Source organism: Planktothrix sp. (assembly GCF_046067725.1).
GTDB lineage: Bacteria > Cyanobacteriota > Cyanobacteriia > Cyanobacteriales > Microcoleaceae > Planktothrix.
Genome location: NZ_JBJUDF010000128.1, coordinates 1 through 16264 on the forward strand (window position 1 = coordinate 1; position 16264 = coordinate 16264).

At 39.6% G+C, this 16264-nt stretch carries 14 protein-coding genes; 8 read left to right on the forward strand and 6 right to left on the reverse strand.

Going from position 1 to position 16264, the window contains the following annotated elements; all coding sequences use genetic code 11:
- Position 1: 1 nt before the first annotated feature.
- Complete coding sequence (locus ACKPEB_RS07195) at positions 2-1621, reverse strand: HD domain-containing protein (protein ID WP_408964182.1); 1620 nt, start codon at positions 1619-1621, stop codon at positions 2-4.
- A gap of 102 nt (positions 1622-1723) precedes the next feature.
- Here ACKPEB_RS07195 and ACKPEB_RS07200 point away from each other — a divergent pair, with 102 nt between their 5' ends.
- Complete coding sequence (locus ACKPEB_RS07200) at positions 1724-2605, forward strand: 4-hydroxybenzoate solanesyltransferase (RefSeq protein WP_408964183.1); 882 nt, start codon at positions 1724-1726, stop codon at positions 2603-2605.
- Positions 2606-2638: 33 nt separating this feature from the next.
- Here ACKPEB_RS07200 and ACKPEB_RS07205 read toward each other — a convergent pair whose 3' ends face one another.
- Complete coding sequence (locus ACKPEB_RS07205) at positions 2639-2914, reverse strand: cupin domain-containing protein (protein ID WP_408964184.1); 276 nt, start codon at positions 2912-2914, stop codon at positions 2639-2641.
- A 98-nt stretch (positions 2915-3012) separates the two neighbouring features.
- Between ACKPEB_RS07205 and ACKPEB_RS07210 the strand changes: the two genes are divergently transcribed.
- On the forward strand, positions 3013-3774 hold the full coding sequence (locus tag ACKPEB_RS07210) for a peptidylprolyl isomerase (RefSeq protein WP_408964185.1): 762 nt from the start codon (positions 3013-3015) through the stop codon (positions 3772-3774).
- 101 nt (positions 3775-3875) lie between these two features.
- On the opposite strand, the gene hetR is transcribed toward ACKPEB_RS07210, so the two are convergent.
- Together hetR and ACKPEB_RS07220 are read right to left on the reverse strand one after the other, a co-directional pair.
- Positions 3876-4778 (reverse strand): heterocyst differentiation master regulator HetR, encoded by a 903-nt coding sequence (gene hetR, locus ACKPEB_RS07215; RefSeq protein WP_408964187.1) that lies wholly within the window; start codon positions 4776-4778, stop codon positions 3876-3878.
- Positions 4779-5210: 432 nt separating this feature from the next.
- The gene (locus ACKPEB_RS07220; RefSeq protein ID WP_408964188.1) at positions 5211-5579 is read right to left on the reverse strand and encodes a hypothetical protein; all 369 of its coding nucleotides are present in this window, start codon (positions 5577-5579) and stop codon (positions 5211-5213) included.
- A 295-nt stretch (positions 5580-5874) separates the two neighbouring features.
- On the opposite strand from ACKPEB_RS07220, the gene ACKPEB_RS07225 reads away from it, so the two are divergent.
- Positions 5875-6630, forward strand: a complete 756-nt coding sequence (locus tag ACKPEB_RS07225) for an esterase/lipase family protein (protein WP_408964189.1) — start codon at positions 5875-5877, stop codon at positions 6628-6630.
- Between the two features lie 137 nt (positions 6631-6767).
- Here ACKPEB_RS07225 and ACKPEB_RS07230 read toward each other — a convergent pair whose 3' ends face one another.
- A complete protein-coding gene (locus ACKPEB_RS07230) occupies positions 6768-7196 on the reverse strand; it encodes a VOC family protein (RefSeq protein WP_408964196.1) in 429 nt (142 codons plus the stop codon).
- Positions 7197-7214: 18 nt separating this feature from the next.
- On the opposite strand from ACKPEB_RS07230, the gene ACKPEB_RS07235 reads away from it, so the two are divergent.
- Both ACKPEB_RS07235 and ACKPEB_RS07240 read left to right on the forward strand, forming a co-directional pair.
- Positions 7215-7994: a TIGR00297 family protein gene (locus ACKPEB_RS07235; protein WP_408964190.1), complete on the forward strand. Its 780-nt coding sequence runs from the start codon at positions 7215-7217 to the stop codon at positions 7992-7994.
- A 275-nt stretch (positions 7995-8269) separates the two neighbouring features.
- On the forward strand, positions 8270-9037 hold the full coding sequence (locus ACKPEB_RS07240; RefSeq protein WP_408964191.1) for a DUF1350 family protein: 768 nt from the start codon (positions 8270-8272) through the stop codon (positions 9035-9037).
- Between the two features lie 28 nt (positions 9038-9065).
- Here ACKPEB_RS07240 and ACKPEB_RS07245 read toward each other — a convergent pair whose 3' ends face one another.
- On the reverse strand, positions 9066-10748 hold the full coding sequence (locus ACKPEB_RS07245; protein ID WP_408964192.1) for an ArnT family glycosyltransferase: 1683 nt from the start codon (positions 10746-10748) through the stop codon (positions 9066-9068).
- A gap of 199 nt (positions 10749-10947) precedes the next feature.
- Between ACKPEB_RS07245 and prfB the strand changes: the two genes are divergently transcribed.
- The 3 genes from prfB to ACKPEB_RS07260 all read left to right on the forward strand — a co-directional run.
- Positions 10948-12070, forward strand: a protein-coding gene (gene prfB, locus ACKPEB_RS07250; RefSeq protein ID WP_408964193.1) for a peptide chain release factor 2 whose coding sequence is annotated in 2 segments (ribosomal slippage) — positions 10948-11019 and positions 11021-12070 — 1122 coding nt in all. Because the reading frame shifts where the segments join, the coding sequence is not laid out codon by codon here.
- A 42-nt stretch (positions 12071-12112) separates the two neighbouring features.
- Positions 12113-13387, forward strand: coding sequence for a caspase family protein (locus ACKPEB_RS07255; RefSeq protein WP_408964194.1), 1275 nt, complete (start codon positions 12113-12115; stop codon positions 13385-13387).
- Positions 13388-13505: 118 nt separating this feature from the next.
- Positions 13506-16264, forward strand: a 2759-nt coding sequence (locus ACKPEB_RS07260; protein WP_408964195.1) for a TIR domain-containing protein, incomplete at its 3' end; no start/stop codon positions are given.

Below are 16264 nucleotides of genomic sequence, written 5' to 3' on the forward strand. Positions count from 1 at the left end.
CTCACGGTTCTAATTGAGCCACTAACTTTAACCCATAGTTCATCTCAAAAGCTTCTTTTTTCAAATCTAAACTCCATAATTCTAAAGCACAATCATCATTAGGATGGGAAGGTTTTAACTTCAAGTAAAATTCCTGTGTCATGGGTTTATATTCACAAACTACTTGAGAAATTGCCCCAATCATTCGTCGATCTAATGCTACCGCTAATCTTAATAATGGATGTAATTGATCAATAACTTGGCGAAACCGTCGCGGCAAACTTTGATACGGTTCATGTTTCTTTTTCGGGCTACTTTTACGATGATATCGAGCTAAATTTGCGATCGCTTCAATTTCCATTTCCGTAAATCCCAATAACTCCCCATAACGAATTAAATAATAGGAATGTTTATGGTGAGCCGAATGACTAACATATAATCCGCAATTATGGAGAATACTCGCCGACCATAATAACTCCCGTTCTACTTCTCCCCAGTTATGTAATAATCCTTTAGTTTGATCAAATAAACTTAAGGCAAAATTAGCAACCCGTTCACTCGATTCTAAATCGACTTTATATTTTTGAGCAATATTCAAAACACTTCTTTCCCGAACCGAACTCCCATAATGTAATCGATCATCAATTAACCCGTGAGTCAACATCCAGTCTACAATTACCCCTTCTCGGAGACTGCGTTCACACACAGTTAATGACCGCAAATTTAACAAGGTCATGGCTTCTTGTAAAATTAAAGCGCCTGCTAAAATAATCTCAGCCCGACGGTCAGCAATTCCTGGAATTTGTAATCGTTCTTGATAAGATAATTTACGAATCCGATTAATAAATTCTTGTAATTCTTCTAAGGTTAATTTATACCCTCCTATGCGAGTCGGTTCTGTTCCTGACTTTTCACGAGCTTTAATTCCTGCTAAGGTTTCAATCGTTCCCGAAGTTCCAACTAAACGCGGAATTTCCCCCGGTTTTAAATGGGACGATAATTCATCAATGACCCGTTCTAATGTGCCTCGAATATAAGCTTGTAAATATAAAAATTCATTCCGACTAATGGGATCGGTATGGACAAAATCCTTCGTTAATCGTACCGCCCCCACTTTTGTACTACTTAAAAATCGAGGTTCCCAACCCTCTCCTAAAATTAACTCTGTTGAGCCACCACCAATATCAATAATAATATGGGATTGATTATTGAATTCCATGGCTGACAGCACCCCTAAATAGATGCGTCGAGCTTCTTCCTGACCGGATATTAAACTAATTTCTAAATCCAATTCATCGGCGACTCGGCGAATAAAGTCTCGACCATTAGGTGCTTCTCGAACCGCACTGGTCGCCACCGCCACAATTTGTTCCGCATTAAAGGTTTTAGCAACACCTTGAAACCGTCTTAAACAAGCAATGGCCCGTTCCATGACTTCGGGTTTAAGACTTCCTTTCTCCCCACAATCTCCCAAACGAACGGTTTCTTTTTCCCGTGCAATAATCGTAAAGGTGGGAAGTTGCGGTTGAACTTTTACCACCACCATGTGCAGAGAATTGGTTCCTAAATCAATGGCAGCTAAAATTCGCTCTCGGTCATCGGTGGGTTCAGATTTCTTCACCAAAGGCATTGATGTGACCATAATCACTCTCTAAGAAGCTATTCTCTTTAATTTTAGACCGATTGCGGATCTGTGTTAAAAAATATTGTGACGATTTAATCTGTTCCTCTCAATTAAACTGCAATGCTAACCGAATCTAATTCACCCGAACCGACTTGGCAAATTATTCTGCGACTGTTGCGATGGGATAAACCCGCCGGACGTCTAATTTTGATGATTCCGGCATTATGGGCCATTGTCTTAGCAACCAATGGCACACCTCCAGTGACGTTAATTTTAGTGATTGTCTTTGGAACCCTGGCTACCAGTGCCGCCGGGTGTGTCGTCAATGATTTATGGGACAGGGACATTGACCCGGAAGTGGAGCGCACCCGCACCCGTCCCCTCGCTTCCCGTGCGTTAACAGTGAAAACGGGACTGGTCATTGCTGCGGTCGCTTTTGCTTGTGCGGCGGGATTGGCCGTTTATTTAAACCCGTTAAGTTTTGGTTTATGTGTGGCGGCTGTTCCGGTTATTATTGGTTATCCTTTAGCAAAACGGGTGTTTCCCATTCCTCAATTAGTATTATCAATTGCTTGGGGATTTGCCGTGTTAATTAGTTGGACGGCGGCGGTGGGAAATTTACAAACGGCTACTTGGTTTTTATGGGGAGCAACGGTATTATGGACGTTAGGATTTGATACTATTTATGCCATGAGTGATCGCGAAGATGATCTACGTTTAGGGGTCAATTCCAGTGCAATCTTTTTTGGTCAACAATCCGCCAATGCAGTCGGAAGCTTTTTTCTAGGGACAGCAATCTTATTAGGAATTTTAGGCTGGAACCTGCATTTAAATTGGGAATATTGGTTAACTTTAATCATTGCAATTCTTCTTTGGTCAAGACAATATTTGCAACTGCAAAATCCTGAACTTCCTAGACCGATTTATGGTAAAATTTTTAGTGATAATGTGGGAATTGGTTTTGTTTTATTAGCGGGAATGATTAGTGGATTGTTACTGTAGAGACGTGCGGTGGCACGTCTAAATATTAGAGGTTTATTCCCCAAAGTTATAATGTTTACGAACCGCCGCCAGGATTTTCCATCGGCAAGACAGCCCAGCTTTAAAAGTGACTAAATCTCCTTTTCCAAACCGTACAGGCTCACCGACTTCTGGGGTGACGATAACATCTCCCTCTAATAAATAGCAGGTTTCGCTTTCATCATACGTCCAGGGAAACTCCGAAACCTCTTTTTCCCAAATCGGCCAATTCAAAACCCCCAATTGTTCTAATCGTTCTAAACTGGGTTGAGATTCAACGTGAATGCTCATTTTAATTTCCTATTAACATCTACGCTCAAATTTTACACGAGCGTAACATCAACCCATACAATATTGATGAATAGAATTTTTTTAGGATGTAAATCTCAGTGGCTAATCCATTTATCACTGTCAATGACGAATCCATTGTTTTAGGTCAAGCACTGAAATATTTGCAAGCGGCGGGAAAATTACAGCCGATGATCACAGATATTCTGCGAGAATATATTCTGGATCGAGAATTAAAATCCCGTTCTGATTTGGATATCCCGGTTGCGAGTATTGAACAAGCCGTTGTTAACTTTAGGCTACAACGTAATCTCAGCGACCCCCAAGCCTTTCAACAGTGGTTAGAAAATAATCGCATGAGTTATGAAGCATTTCATCAACAAATTATTGCTGGCTTCAAACGAGAAAAACTTAAACTTTTGGTCGTTGAACCCGAACTAGAAAACTATTTTCTACAACGAAAACCCGCTTTAGATGCAGTGGTTCTCTCTCGAATTTCATTGAATGACTATGAACTCGCAGAAACCTTATCTAACCGTTTAAAAGAACAAGAAACCCGCTTTGAAGAATTAGCCAAAGAATATTCCATTACCAATGAACGTTCCTTTAATGGCATGATGGGAGCCGTTGCTTTGTCTACTGTACCCGATTCTCTCAAAGTTGTCTTACAACAAACCCTCCCCGGTCAAATTGTTGGCCCCCTGGAAGTCGAAGGAGGTTGGTGTATTTTCCGAGTAGAACAATTCTTAGAAGCGTCCTTAGAAAATCCTCAAATCAAACAACGATTGCAAAATGAATTATTTGAACGCTGGTTAAATCAACAACTTCAATCCGCTAAAATTACCCTGAATATTCCAGATTAATTTTCTAATCATAGGAGTTAGGAGCCAGGAGTCCTTTCTCTGTTTCCTGATCTCTGTGAAGGATCTCCTGTTTCCCCTGCTCCCGATACTTCTCCTAGTTTTTAATCCTCTTCCTTTGGCCCAAATACCATTTGTACAAGCATGGGTTCCCCTCCTTTTTGATGATATCGATCAGCCCATTGACGAATAATTTCATCTAATTCTTCAATAGCTTGATTAATTCGTTCGGGAGGGATATCTAATTCTTCCAAAACCCTCATCACCTTAGGTTGACGTTCAGCCCAATCTTTCATTAATCTGAAATATTTAGCCGTATCTTCAACCATAATATAAGTGCGTTCCTCCTGATCTTCAGGAGCATAGGAGGAACGATTTAGGGCATAAAAAGGCATTCCCCAAGGTGATTCTATTTTAATAACCGTTTCAGAATAAGTTAAACGGCGTTTAATATGTTCTGCTAAAGCTTCACTTAAAGGCATTCTCCGACTAGGTTCTAAATCTTCCTGAGAACGTCTATGTAAAAAATCAATTAATTCCATAAATTGAAAGGAATTAATGAATTGAGCATCGGGTAAACCTTTCGGGAGTTTACTTTCAATCACCTGTTTTTCTTCTTGCGTTAAACTATTTCCTGAGATCCGAGACCGTCCGGGTTGCCAAGGATAATGTTCTAACCAAACATAAGGAAACTGAATCAAATATCGAGGTTCTTGAGACCCCAACATTTTTAACAGTTTACCTTCGGTTAATGCTTGCTGAACTTCCTCAACAATCACCTTGACTCGCTTCGGTTCAATATGGTGCAGGTGTCCTGTCATTCTCAGGTTTTTTCCCTGCTCCATATAAGTCATATAGATAGCGCATTTTGCCGCCGTTGCGGCTGCATCCAGGAAAGCCCCATGTCGATGTCCACTGGTTCGCATCGCGCTGAAGGCCAGATATAACATGATCTGATCCATGGCGCTGGGGCTAAGACTTTTGATCAGATCGGTATCTTTTGTCATAATCATCCCTGAAATCGCCTACCTTGGAGGCATGGTATCATCCTCCATCAATTGTGGGAAATTCTCTGACTTGAGAATCCTAAGTTTAGGTTAAGTCAGTTTTGACTCAATTTACGCCTGTTTCTATCCCTGAGATGAGTGAGGCTTTGACCCTTGAGTGAGGTTTGTCAATTGAACTGGGATGTGACTGATCCGGGTCGATGACCATCGTTAAACATTAAGTAGATTATTTAGCACCCTTGGCACTTAGGGTTCCCGATTGATGGATTTGTCACACGACTCTATTATACAAGACTCCCAGCTTTCTACAAAAGAAATTAAAACTAAAGTGGTCTAATTCGTTGAATTCTCAATCAAATTATTGTTAAGAATGGCGAAACCCCCCTAACCTGATTCACAAGGCTAGGAGGGTTTAAGGGCTATAATCAAGAATTAAGACCGCTTCATCTGGCCCGCCATATTTTTAAACATTTCCAGACTCGGCCCTGGGCTACGCCGGGGAGTGGAGGAGTTAGGCATTAAATTGTCAGGGGCGAAGGTCATCCCAGCAGGGGTTTTAGCCATTCCGTTATTCAGGGGTGCGGGTTCCTTCACTGGAGCCGGAGGTTGAGCCGGGGTCAAGACTGTGGTCTGAGGTTGTGCTGCTGGAGCCGCTTTAGCTTGAGCCTGTGATGGTTTTACCGATTCGGTTTTGGCTTGAAGTGCTGGTTTAGCGTCTGCTGGAGGTGCTTGCTGATCTTTGGCATCACCAAACTCTAAAAAATATTCATCTTTTTTAGAACCAAAAAGTTTACCTAACATTATGTTTACTCCGTCCGTATTTTTAGAAAATTTAAAGCTTTAGCCCTAACGATAGCTTAAGGAAAAATGAAAAATTTGTCGATAAAAATTTACACTTTGTAACATTTTTTGCTATAAAATCCGCCTAAAACGGCTTAAAATCAAGCTTTCTCAAGTAAATCTTGTCAAATGTTTGCATTTATTTACAATTTTCTCAGAATTAGGAGGTGTTTGACCGTTAACCCACAACAGACAAACCATCAACTGTCCTCTTGAGTGGTCAGGTGTTGGTTGTGATACTCTAAGTTGAACTCAGATGAATCCAGTTATTGATGCGATGAATAACAGCACCCTTCGCAATCCCGTTTTACTCATTCACGGTATTTTTGATACCAAAGCAATTTTTAAAACCATGACTTCCTATCTCACTCAACGGGGATGGGAAGTTCACAGTTTAAATCTGGTTCCCAATGATGGGCGATTAGGATTAGAACGATTAGCCCAACAAGTCGCAGATTATATTAATCATACATTTTCTTCAGAACAACCTATTGATTTAATTGGGTTTAGTATGGGAGGAATTGTCAGCCGTTATTATGTTCAACGTTTAGGAGGAATTGAACGAATTCAACGTTTAATCACCATTTCCTCGCCTCATCATGGCACGTTAACCGGATACCTTTACCCCACCTTAGCAGCATCACAAATGCGGTCTAATAGCCCATTTTTACAAGACTTAAATCAAGATTTAGAAACCTTAAACCGAATTAATTTTACCTCAATTTGGACACCCTATGATGGCATGATTGTCCCAGCCCAAAGTTCTCAAATGCCTATTGGTCAAGAATTTACGGTGAATGTTTTGGTTCATGCTTGGATGGTGAGTGATCCGAAATGTTTAGTTCGGGTGGAAGAAGCCTTAAATGCACCGTTAAAAACCCTTCCCACTCCGGTATCACCCACTAGGGTTTCCAGGGCTGTTTCATTTTCCAAAAAGGCGATCGCTAAACCTTTGATGGACAGCAAGTTTCGAGGCTTATTTAAACAGAAAATCTCAAAACTTTTGAAATAATCCTCCTTTTCTTGACAGAGAAAGGCTTTTAGAACTTAGCGATGGCGTAGCCGCCGTCTTGCGGCATTGCTCTTTCTAACCCGAAAATGAAACAGCACTGCTATGGTTTCCAGTCACAACGGGTAACAAACCGAATTTTAAACGTCTCCAACTTGGGCGTATTCATTACAACCGAACACGGCTTCGGGATAACAATAATATTTGAACTCTAAAAGATTACCAAAGGGATCGGCTAAAAAAAACGTGCGGTGTTCTGTGGGTAAACCGGGAAAGCGGCGTTTAGGTTCTTGGTAAAATTTTAGAGATTTTTGTTGAGCACGTTCTAAGAGGGTTTCCCAGTCCGTTTCTGAGGTAAAAATTAACCCAAAGTGTCTGGGATAAATTCCCTTTTGGGGCGTTAAGGGTTCGGGGTTGACATGAGCCACAATTTGATGACCATAAAGGTTCATAATAATCGAATTGGGGGTTTCTCGTCCCAATTGACAGCCTAACCCGTCTCCATAAAAAACTTTGGTTTCTGCAATATTGTTCACGGGAAAGGCAAGATGGAATAAAGTTTTGTTCATTGTTTTGAGAGACTGATCATGATTCATGAATTAGTTTGGCTTAATCCTTGGCTATTTGCGATCGCTTTAAATACAGTTTTAATTAGTTTAGGGGTGATTGCGGCTAAACGGTTATTAACCTCCGCAGGATGGGTTCATGCTTGGATTTTAGGGGTTTTGATTTGGGGGTGTTTAGGGTGGCGAGGTTATGTAATTGTCGTCTTTTATTTTTTAGTGGGTTCGGGTGTAACTCGCATTGGAAAAGCGGAAAAGGAAGCGGCTGGAATTGCAGAAAAACGAGGCGGTGCTAGGGGGCCAGAAAATGTCTGGGGTTCGGCGTTCACCGGAATGTTATGTGGGTTAGGGGTGTTTTTCCTCCAGAATTTTTTTCCGAATCAGCTTGAAATCCAGTCTTGGATTCCGTTATTATTATTAGGATATGTTGCCAGTTTTAGTACAAAATTATCCGATACCTGTGCTAGTGAAATTGGCAAAGCTTATGGCAAAAGTACCTTTTTAATTACCACCTTAAAACCCGTTCCTAGAGGAACAGAAGGAGCGGTGAGTTTAGAAGGAACATTAGCAGGTGTTGTGGCTTCTATTCTCGTTTCTATCTTGGGTTGGAGTATTGGTTTAATTCATCCTTGGGGGATGCTTTGGAGTGTAATTGCGGCGTTGATTGCAACAAATTTAGAAAGCGTGATCGGTGCAACATTACAAACAAAATTTACAGGGTTAACGAATGAAATTGTTAATTTTATTAATACTTTCATCGGTGCGATCGCTGCTATTATCCTTGCTTTTCTTTTTCCCTTTTAATCCCAATATAGCACGGAAAAAGAAATTAGAAGTGTGTAAATCATTATGTTTGGGTACTGACTATAAATAATCCCATAAACCCCTTGTAGAGACGTTGCATGCAACGTCTCTACAGGGGACGGATGCGTAGCAAACATTTAAAGATTTCATATAAGAACACAAAAACTGTAAATTGTGTTAACTTGAAATACGGAGAGATTCTCAGAAGTCAGAATCATAATTCTGGCGATTGAGGAAATTAATTTTAAGTCAAAATCACTCGGATTAAAAAGTTAATGGACTGGCTTTCGATTTCAGGAAATTGGGTTTTAATTCCGCCCCGTCCTCAAGGAATTATACATTTTTTAGGGGGGGCATTTGTGGCAACTGCCCCCCATTTAACCTATCGTTGCTTACTCGAAGAATTGGGAAATCAGGGTTATGCAATTGTTGCCACACCGTTTGTAAATACACTGGATCATACGACCATTGCTAAAGAGGTTTTATGGACATTTGAAGATGGCTTAGAAGATTTATATGATCTACAATTATTAAAGCGGCGAGGTTTACCCATTTATGGATTAGGACATAGTATGGGATGTAAAGTTCATTTGTTGATTGGTTCGTTATTTCCTGTTGAACGTTCAGGAAATATCTTAATGTCTTTTAATAATTATCCCGCCCGTCAATCGATTCCTTTAGTTGAACAACTTTCGCCCATGATGGAGGTAGAATTTACCCCCTCTCCTGAAGAAACCAATCGTTTAGTGAGCGATCGCTATCAAATTCGACGCAATCTTTTAATTAAATTCTCGAAAGATACAATTGATCAAACGACTAATTTACATCAAATTTTAGATCAACGATTTCCAGGGTTAACAACCTTGCAAAAACTCAACGGTGATCATCAAACGCCCCTAGCTCAAACGGTTAACTGGTCAGTGGGAGACACCTTTACCCCCTTAGATGCTATTGGTCAATGGGTAAAACAAGCCTTTTCCCAGGATTTACATCAACTTAAACAACAAATTTTATATTGGTTAAATCCTTTAATGTCGATTTAAAAACCAGGGGAACTCCAAAACCATAAAATTAACGTTTTTTGGTGATTAATACCCAATCTGGAGTTTGATCAATTTTTTTAACATTGTTGAATTGAAATTTGCTGAAAGTATCTTCTTTTAATAATAAATAAGGTTGATCAAGGGTTTCCCATTTGGTTTTTAAGGTGGTTTGATCAACTGCATGAATATGGCGATCGCTATAAAAATTTAAGGAGGGGCGTCCAACAGGATGATCCATATAAATATGTTCTCCAGGGGGTGTTCCTTCCTGAAGAATAGCTGCTACAGGTTTAACAGGAAAATCTTCATTCAGTTCCCAAACCCAATAATTTGAAGTAAAAAATAGCAAGAGGGATAAATACATTCCCCAGAATAAAACCATTAAAAATTGTCGATCTTTTTGGGAAATTAAAACCGCAACAAAGGACATTGTTAACATCAAGGAACCGAACGTAAATTGTAAATCTCTTTTAGGAATAAGGTTCAAATTTATAAAATATAACATTCCCCCAAAATAACAATATCCAATTCCAGCAATGATGGCTAATAAAATAAAAATCGGTACTAATTGATCCGGTGTGGGTTTCACAAAATAATCAGAGTTTCCCCGTTGAACTTTTCCTAATTTCCAAAGTCCCATATCTCGATCGCCTTCCCGCCAAACTTCTGCTAAATAGCGTCCTACAGCTAAAGCTAAAGCTGGATAAAGCGGTAAAATATACCAAGGTAATTTGGTCGTCATCACAGAAATAGCAACTAAATAAATTCCTGTCCAAACTAAGATTAATTTAGCCCAACTTAAATTCTGATGTTGCCAAGCTAATCGTAATCCTTGGGGCCAGAATAACAGCCAAGGCCAAGCATATTTTAAAATTTCTAATAGATAATACCAAATTGGCCCCGAATGGTTTTCCACAGGTTCCCAAACTCGTTGGAAGGATTGATTGAATAAATTTCCTTGAATAAACCCATGTCCATAATGAATCCATTGCGCCGCATACCAAAATCCAACGGGAATCAAACCTAATCCTAAACCCAACCAAAGATAGGGACTCGTTAACAGTCTAGGAGTATCCCATAAGAGGAAGAAAAAGACAATTGCACCGAATAATAATCCTAAGAATATTCCCTTTGTTAAACATAAAAAACCAAAGGCTAATCCTGACCCTAATGCAAACCGTAAATCTCGTCGGGAACGTAACACACACCACACCAAAACTAACCATAAAAATAGAATGGTTCCATCTAACATGGCTAACCGTCCTTGACGGATAACTGGAAATAACGTTAGATATACTAAAGCCGAAAAAACTGCCGAGGTGCGATGGCGAAATAATTCTAAACCAATGCTATATAATACCGGGACAGAAATAGCTGTTAATAATGCGGAAGGGAACCGCGCCATCCATTCATTAACCCCTCCAATTTGATAAGCAAAAGCGACTAACCAATGCACTAAAGGAGGTTTATTAAAATAAGGAATTCCATGAAGTGTGGGGTATAACCAATTTTGTTGTCCGCGTGGAATTTCACGGGCGACTTGAGCCACTAACCCTTCATCCCAATCTCGCAGGGGAACTCCCCCTAAATGCAGTCCATAGAGCGTCAGTGCCGCTATTAATAAACCTAAAATCCAGAATAAATCAACCCAACCATCCAGAGGACGCATTTGGCGTAACGGACGATTTCCAGTAAAAATTTGACGCGACATAGTTTAGATGTTGACGGTTGACGGTTGACGGTTGACAGTTGATGGAGTGGGGGAGAACACCTTGAGTTAGTTATGGCTTCGCTGTTCTCAGTTGTGCTTCTTTTCTTCTTGCCCTGTTGTCTTATCGTTCAAATCTGCAATCATTCCCGCTAAAATTAAAAGTGTACCTTTTAGTATAGAAAGACAGTTAGCGATCGCAATGGATGTATTAGAAATTAAACGGGAAATGGAATTGTTGTCTGAGCGCCTGGGTAAAACCCAGGACTATCTTTGACTTACCTGCCCTTCACGCTAAAATTCAAGATTTAGAGCAAGTTGCAGCACAACCGGATTTTTGGGATGAACAAAAAACCGCACAAGCCACCCTTCAACAGTTGAATGATCTCAAATCAATTGTGCAACAGCAAGAACACTGGCAGCAAGCCTTGGAAGATACCCAAGCAATTATAGAACTATTGGAGTTAGAAACCGATGATGGGCTGTTAGAAGAAGCCGGAATGACGGTTGCTCGACTGAACCGAGAATTTGATCAATGGGAACTGCAACAACTGCTTTCAGGAATTTATGATCAACATGGTGCGATTTTAACGATTAATGCTGGGGCGGGAGGTACCGACGCTCAAGACTGGGCAGAAATGTTGTTAAGAATGTATACCCGTTGGGGAGAAGCTCAGGGATATAAAGTGCATTTAACAGAAATTTCTGAAGGAGATGAAGCGGGAATTAAATCAGCTTCTTTAGAAATAGACGGACGTTATGCCTATGGATATTTAAAAGGAGAAAAAGGCACACACCGTTTAGTCAGAATTTCACCGTTTAATGCCAATGGCAAGCGACAAACCAGTTTTGCTGGGGTGGAAGTTATGCCGTTATTAGATCATTCCGTTGAGTTGGATATTCCCGATAAAGACTTAGAAATTACCACCACTCGTTCAGGGGGAAAAGGCGGACAAAACGTGAATAAAGTGGAAACGGCGGTGCGCGTCGTTCACCTCCCCACTGGAATTGCGGTACGCTGTACCCAAGAGCGTTCTCAGTTACAAAATAAAGAAAAAGCCCTAGCTTTGTTAAAGGCAAAATTATTAATTATTGCTCAAGAACAACGGGCAAAAGAAATTGCAGAAATTCGGGGTGATTTAGTTGAAGCCGCTTGGGGAAATCAAATCAGAAACTATGTGTTTCATCCCTATCAAATGGTGAAAGATTTACGGACTTCTGAAGAAACAACGGCAATTCAAGATGTGATGAATGGAGAATTAGACGCTTTCATTCAAGCCTATTTACGTCAGGAAAATCAAATCTTAGAACCCCAAACCGCCTAAATTTACCGTAGGGGCGGGGTCTTCCCGCCCACCCTAATTAATATGACAACCCTAAACAACTGTTACGCTCTCATTGTTGGAATTGCCAATTATCAAAAAATAAATCGTTTACCGTTAACGGTTCTGAACGATGCCAAGGATATTTATAGTTTACTCACAGAACCTTCATTCTGTGGTTATTTAATTGAGAATGTTGAATTATTATTAGATGAAAAAGCAACAAAATCAGCATTAACTCAAGCCTTAACTGATTTATCGACTAAAACAAACCCAGATTCAACGGTATTAATTTATTATTCAGGACATGGAGGCCGAATTGAATTTGGCCCGACGGCGGGAGAATATTTATTACCCGTTGATACGGTTTATACCTCCGGTGCATCCTTAGCAGAAACCGCTATTTCAGGAACTCAATTGACAGACGCATTAAAAGCTATTCCCGCGCGAAAATTAGTTGTAATTTTTGATTGTTGTCACTCTGGAGGAATGGGTCAACCCAAAGATCCAACAGCACCAGAAATTAAAGGAGGATTACCCGATAATTATTATGATCAATTAGTGCTAGGAAAGGGTCGGGTTATATTTGCCTCTTCTCGTAATACCGAACAATCCTATGTGACTGCTAGTTCAACTAATAGCATTTTTACTAAACATTTAATTACCGGGTTAAAAGGAGGAATTACCAGCAATGATGGATTAATTAGAATATTTGATATTTTTGAATATTTACAACCAAAAGTTACCGCCGAACAACCGAACCAACACCCTATTTTTAAATCTGATATTGAAGAAAATTTTCCCCTAACCCTATATTTAGGCGGGCAAAAAGGGGTAAGTCCGGTTTCTCCTCAAGCTCAAGAAGAATTCCGCTATGATGTTTATATTAGTTATGTGGATGAAGACCCGGATTCAACTTGGGTTTGGGATTTCTTAGTGCCAAAATTAGAAGCAGAAAACCTAAAAGTTGCGGTTTCAGGAGATGTGGATTTATTAGGGGTCGCACGGGTTGTGAATATAGAACGAGGTGTTAAGTTTTCTAAACGAACCCTTGTCGTTTTATCTAATTTATACTTAGATAATAATATGTCAGAATTTGAGAATACCCTGGCTCAAAACTTAGGAATTGAGGAAGGGAAAGCTCGTATAGTTTGTGTTGAGAAAGAGGCTGTTGATGCCATTAAACTTCCTGAACGTTTGAAGTTAGGGTCTATGGCTAAACTCAATCATCCTCGACGGGCTGAACGGGAATTTCAAAAGTTAATTGAGCAGTTAAAACAACCTCTTCCTCATCGCAGTGCATCAGGACTTTACGAATGATTAAAAAATCAGAAAAAAAAATTGTACAGGAATTTCCTTTGATAGCACTGTAATAGAAACCAGGTGAATCGATCACATAGAATACCGTTTTCATCCCAAAGAAACCAGAGGAATTGCTATGTCAAAACAATATTCTGTATTTGTTTCCTACGCAGATGAGGATGACGCCTGGGTAGAAGGTTATTTATTAAACGCTTTAGAAGAAGCCGGGTTAACCTGTCATTCCGAGGCGATGTTTCGGTTGGGTGTACCGCGATTAATTGAATTTGAAAGTGCGGTTAAAAATAGTGAACGAACCTTACTCATTATTTCCCCCGCCTATTTAGCCGATAATTTTACCGAATTTGCTAATTTACTATCCCAAACCTACGGATTTGATACTTATTTATGGCCTGTTGTTGGGATTATTTTGCATCCTGTTGAAGAGTTACCCCTGCGTTTAAAAATATTAGAGTGTTTGGATGCAACGGATGCGACAAAACAACAGAAAGTCATTCAACGAATTTGTGAAGATTTCCAAAAACCGGTTCCGACTTTAGCCACTATTCCTGATTGTCCCTATCCGGGGATGGTTCCCTTTAAACCAGAAGATTGCGATCGCTTTTTTGGACGACAACAAGAAATTAATGATTTAATTCAATACTTACGATTATATCCCTTTTTAGCGGTAATTGGAGCATCGGGAAGTGGTAAATCTTCCTTAGTTTTCGCTGGGTTAATTCCGCAACTGCAAAAAACTCATTTATTAGGAAAAGAACCCTGGCAAATCTATTCCATGCGTCCAGGTACAACACCGATAACGACATTAACCGCAACATTAGGCTGTGATCCAACTTCCCATGAAGCTATCACAACAAAATTCCATCCTTCCCAAAAATCCCTATTAGTTATTGATCAATTTGAAGAAGTTTTTACCCTCTCTCCTCAAGAAGCGATTCCCTTTCAACAAATTCTATTAAATCTCTATAAAGAGCCTAATGTTTATGTTGTTATAACGGTTCGAGCAGATTTCTATCCTCAACTCATGGAATCTCCTACTTTCTGGCGAGAAATTAAAGCCCATCGCCATGAAGTGTTACCCTTAGATCAAACGGGACTACAAGAAGCCATTCTTAAACCTGCGGAAAAGGCGGGTGTTTTTATCGAAGCGGCATTATTAGAACGATTAATTATCACAGCCGCGAACGAACCCGGAGTTTTACCGTTATTACAAGAAACATTAGTCTTATTATGGCAAAAAATAGAACGGCGATATTTACCCTTAAGAGCCTATGAAGCGTTAGTTTTATCTTATCATAATACTAGCTCTAATACCAATAATAAATTAACCGGAATTCAAGTGGCGATCGCTCAACGGGCAGATGCTGCGATCGCTGATTTAAGCGATGAACAACAAATCATCGCCCGTCGGGTATTTTTACGTTTAATTCAGTTTGGAGAAGGACGGGCAGATACCCGAAGACAAGAATCTGTAGAAGCCTTAAAAGCAAGAGGAGATGACGATCAAATCTTTGAAGAAACCTTACGCTATTTAGCAGATCGTCGGTTATTAACCTTAAGTGGAAAAGAGGATAAAACCCGAAAAGTTGATATTGCTCACGAAATTTTAATTAGCAGTTGGCCCCAGTTACAAGATTGGATTATTCAACGCCGAGATGCTGAACAAACTCGTCGCCGACTCATTGCAAAAGTGGAAGAATGGGTGAGATTAGGCAAAGGTGAAGGGGGATTATTAGATGAATTTGAATTAGTTGAAGCCCAACGTTGGTTAGAGAGTTCTGATGCAATTGAATTAGGGAGTGATGAGCAATTAGTCACGTTAGTTGAATTAAGTAAAACTTCATTAGAAGCCGAAAAACAACAAAAATTAGAAGCTCAAAAACGGGAGTTAGCGTTAATTCGAGAACGGTTAGAACAGGAAAAAATTGCTAATAATAATAAACACAAAGCCTTAAAAGCAGAAAAATCTAAAAATAGAACTTTGATAGTTTCATTATTTTTAATGGCTGGCTTAACCACGTTTTCTGCTTATCAAGCTTTACAAGCAAGACTTCAAACGATTAAAGCTCTCAGTGAATCCTCTCAAGCTTTGTTTGCTGATAATCAAGACTTAGATGCTTTGATGGAAGGTATCAAAGCTGGGGAAATGGTAAAAGCAATATCTTTTTTAGCTCCTAGTTCTTTAAAAATTAAAGTTTTAACCGAATTAAATCAAGTTTTATATAATATTCGAGAAACTAATCGTTTAGAAGATCATACAGATGCCGTAATCAGTGTCAGTTTTAGCCCGGATAGCCAAACGATTGCTTCATCGAGCCGGGATAAAACTATTAAAATTTGGACAGTAGACGGTCAACTCATAAAATCTTTACCAGGACATGAAGCCGAGATTTATCGAGTTATTTTTAGTCCAGATGGTCAAACTCTTGCTTCTGCTAGTGCAGATAAAACCATTAAACTTTGGAGCAAAGAAGGGAATTTATTACGAACGATTCCAGCCCATGATTTAGAAGTTTATGATGTGAGTTTTCATCCTACTTTACCTATCATTGCCTCTGCCAGTGCAGACAAAAAAATTAAGCTATGGGATATTAAAACAGGGAAGTTTTTAAATCAAATTTCAGGACACAAAGATGAAATTATAAGTGTTACCTTTAGTCCCGATGGAGATACGATTGCTTCAGCTAGTGCTGACAAAACTATTAAGCTTTGGAATGCAAAAAATAGAAAATTAATCAAAACATTAAACGGACATCAAGATAAAGTTTTAGAAGCTAGTTTTAGCCCCGATGGAGAAATGATTGCTTCAGCTAGTGCTGACAAAACTATCAAGCTTTGGAGAACTAAAGATGGAACATTAATGAAGACATTAACGGG

Excerpts from the sequence above, each read along its gene's own strand:
- ACKPEB_RS07195 (WP_408964182.1), bottom strand. The coding sequence starts at position 1,621 with ATGGTCACATCAATGCCTTTGGTGAAGAAATCTGAACCCACCGATGAC.
- ACKPEB_RS07200 (WP_408964183.1), top strand. The coding sequence starts at position 1,724 with ATGCTAACCGAATCTAATTCACCCGAACCGACTTGGCAAATTATTCTG.
- ACKPEB_RS07205 (WP_408964184.1), bottom strand. The coding sequence starts at position 2,914 with ATGAGCATTCACGTTGAATCTCAACCCAGTTTAGAACGATTAGAACAA.
- hetR (WP_408964187.1), bottom strand. The coding sequence starts at position 4,778 with ATGACAAAAGATACCGATCTGATCAAAAGTCTTAGCCCCAGCGCCATG.
- ACKPEB_RS07220 (WP_408964188.1), bottom strand. The coding sequence starts at position 5,579 with ATGTTAGGTAAACTTTTTGGTTCTAAAAAAGATGAATATTTTTTAGAG.
- ACKPEB_RS07225 (WP_408964189.1), top strand. The coding sequence starts at position 5,875 with ATGAATCCAGTTATTGATGCGATGAATAACAGCACCCTTCGCAATCCC.
- ACKPEB_RS07230 (WP_408964196.1), bottom strand. The coding sequence starts at position 7,196 with ATGAACAAAACTTTATTCCATCTTGCCTTTCCCGTGAACAATATTGCA.
- ACKPEB_RS07235 (WP_408964190.1), top strand. The coding sequence starts at position 7,215 with ATGATTCATGAATTAGTTTGGCTTAATCCTTGGCTATTTGCGATCGCT.
- ACKPEB_RS07240 (WP_408964191.1), top strand. The coding sequence starts at position 8,270 with ATGGACTGGCTTTCGATTTCAGGAAATTGGGTTTTAATTCCGCCCCGT.
- ACKPEB_RS07245 (WP_408964192.1), bottom strand. The coding sequence starts at position 10,748 with ATGTCGCGTCAAATTTTTACTGGAAATCGTCCGTTACGCCAAATGCGT.
- ACKPEB_RS07255 (WP_408964194.1), top strand. The coding sequence starts at position 12,113 with ATGACAACCCTAAACAACTGTTACGCTCTCATTGTTGGAATTGCCAAT.